Origin of the sequence: Flavobacterium sp. UBA4854, from assembly GCF_002399805.1 — a bacterium.
In the GTDB taxonomy this organism is placed as follows: Bacteria; Bacteroidota; Bacteroidia; order Flavobacteriales; family Flavobacteriaceae; genus Flavobacterium; species Flavobacterium ginsengisoli.
Genome location: NZ_DHEI01000160.1, coordinates 4,672 through 6,880, shown reverse-complemented (window position 1 = coordinate 6,880; position 2,209 = coordinate 4,672). Strand labels below are relative to the sequence as shown.

2 protein-coding genes and 1 pseudogene are annotated in these 2,209 nt (G+C 32.4%); all 3 read right to left on the bottom strand.

Annotation, left to right across the window (positions count from 1 at the left end; translation table 11 throughout):
• A pseudogene (locus B3J44_RS22950) lies at nt 1-280 on the bottom strand (acetolactate synthase small subunit); the annotation flags it as partial.
• A gap of 399 nt (nt 281-679) precedes the next feature.
• Nucleotides 680-1,705 carry an NAD(P)-dependent alcohol dehydrogenase gene (locus B3J44_RS22945; protein ID WP_198858004.1) on the bottom strand — a complete coding sequence of 342 codons (1,026 nt, stop codon included), beginning with the start codon at nt 1,703-1,705 and terminating at the stop codon, nt 680-682.
• Nucleotides 1,706-1,969: 264 nt separating this feature from the next.
• Nucleotides 1,970-2,209: murein L,D-transpeptidase catalytic domain-containing protein (locus B3J44_RS22940; protein WP_286971686.1), on the bottom strand; the 240-nt coding region annotated here is incomplete at its 5' end.

The following is a 2,209-nucleotide window of genomic DNA, read 5'->3' as shown; positions in this document are numbered from 1 at the left end:
ACATTTTAAACAATGCGGTTTGTTTTGAAACAATTTCATCATTTGATGAATAATAACATTTAAAGACCTCAATAATTTTCTCTATTTGAGCAACTAAATTTACCACTGTATTCAATGTTTCAGTTATTACAATTGTATGTCTGTATACTTTATCAATCTCACAAATAGACATATTAAGGCTCAAAATGTCTATTTGCTTTCTTATAAACATTGAGCTTAATTTGTTCATTAATCTTAATTGATCCTCAGAATAAATGGTAAGGGTAAATTCGTTTTTCATTGCTTGATTTTTATATATGCTTTTTTTGTTCGTAATCGAAATAAAAAAAGCCTTTCACATTTGAACTGAGAAAGGCTTTTTTTTTGAATAGACAATAGAATCCTGACTCGTCATGTAATACGAATAATGATAATTGAAATAATAATGCTATTCTGAATTGAATTTTTCATAATTGTTTTAAACAAAAAAACCTCCCGTTGCGGGGAGGTTTTCTAAATTGTATCTTTTACTTATTTATATAACATCCCTACACCATTATCTAATGATAATTGCGATAATAATAGCAGCGATGTTAATTGTATTTTTCATTTGTTTGATTTGATACGCAAATATATCAATATTTTTTAATCTCTAAACAATAAATCCGTCACTGTTGGACGGATTTATTTGTTTTGAATTTTAAGGTATTAAAACGGCTCTACCTTTTATTTTTCCTTGTCTCATTCTATCATAAACTTCATTGGCATCGTCTAGTTTATGCTTTTCAATTTCTATATGGATTTTCTTTTGTCTTGCCAAGCCTACAACTTCCATGAGCTCAGTTCGTGATCCCCAATACGGATTGGTCATACTTACTCCAAATGGCAAAACATTCATGCTATACTGGTAATGTCCTCCGCCAAGACCCACAATAGTAAGATCCCCATCAAGGCTTACTACTTTTGTTCCTAAATCTATTGTAGAAGTTGCACCAACAAAATCAATAACAACTTTAGCTTTCTTGATTCCTGTAATTTTCTGAATCTGTTCTGCTGCATCAGCATCTTTAGAATTAACCGTAAAAGTTGCTCCCAGTTCTTTAGCGAAAGCCAATTTATCTTCGGTAACATCACAAGCAATAATAGCTGCTCCGCTTATTTCTCTTAATATCTGCAAAGCAACGTGCCCTAATCCTCCAACACCAATTACTACCACAAATTCGTCCGGCATTAATTTCGGAAGCGAACGTTTAATCGCAGAATAAGGTGTAAGTGCCGCATCTGTCAATGGAGCTGCAATAACAGGGTCTAAATCAAAAATAGGCACTAAAAGTCTCGAAGATGGCACCAGCATATATTCTGCCATACCGCCATCTAATCCTAAACCTCCACCGTAAGCTTGCTCAGATTGATGATCACAATAATTTTCTTTTGACTGCTGGCAAGGTTTGCAATGACCACATCCCCAAGGGCCATATACTAAAACGGCGTCTCCCTTTTTATAACCTTCAACATTTTCGCCAATTTCTTCAACCCATCCAGCATTTTCGTGTCCTAGAGTAAAAACTGTTCCAACAACAGTTCCTTCGTCTATAATATGCAGGTCTGAGTGGCAAACTCCTGCTCCGCCAATTTTTAATAAAACTTCATCACCTTTAGGAACAGGTTTTTCAAGATCATTAACAACGCGGACATCTTTGTGTCCAAAAAAACGTACTGCTTTCATAAAATAAACTTTTGATTACTATTCTACTAATTTACAACTTGTATTTTCTATCTAGTTTATTAAGCAAGTTAAGTTTATCCTAATTTATTGCTTTTAATGAGCATTTATAGGAGGTTTAGATGAAAGGGCGAAATAAAAAATGGTAAAATCTAGTGTATAGATATAAAAAAAGAGAACCAAAGTTCTCTTTTAAATTTTATTTTATACTGTTTAAAATCAGCTAGATTATATAGTTTCAAAAACTAACTGCTCCGTAATTTAATTTTAATAATAAACAGACAATAAGATTTTTGAATTTGAACTCTCTATATATTTTGAAAGTCTATTTAAAAATTCTTGACTAACCATTGGACAGCCGTGGCTATTGATTATATAGTATTCTTTTTCATCTGATGGAACCTCTTTGTAAGAGTGTAATACAATGGCACGTTTCATTGCATTATTATTGGTTTCGTCTAATCCAGCAAGTCTAAAAGCTTTACCAAATATACCTTTATATGGTTT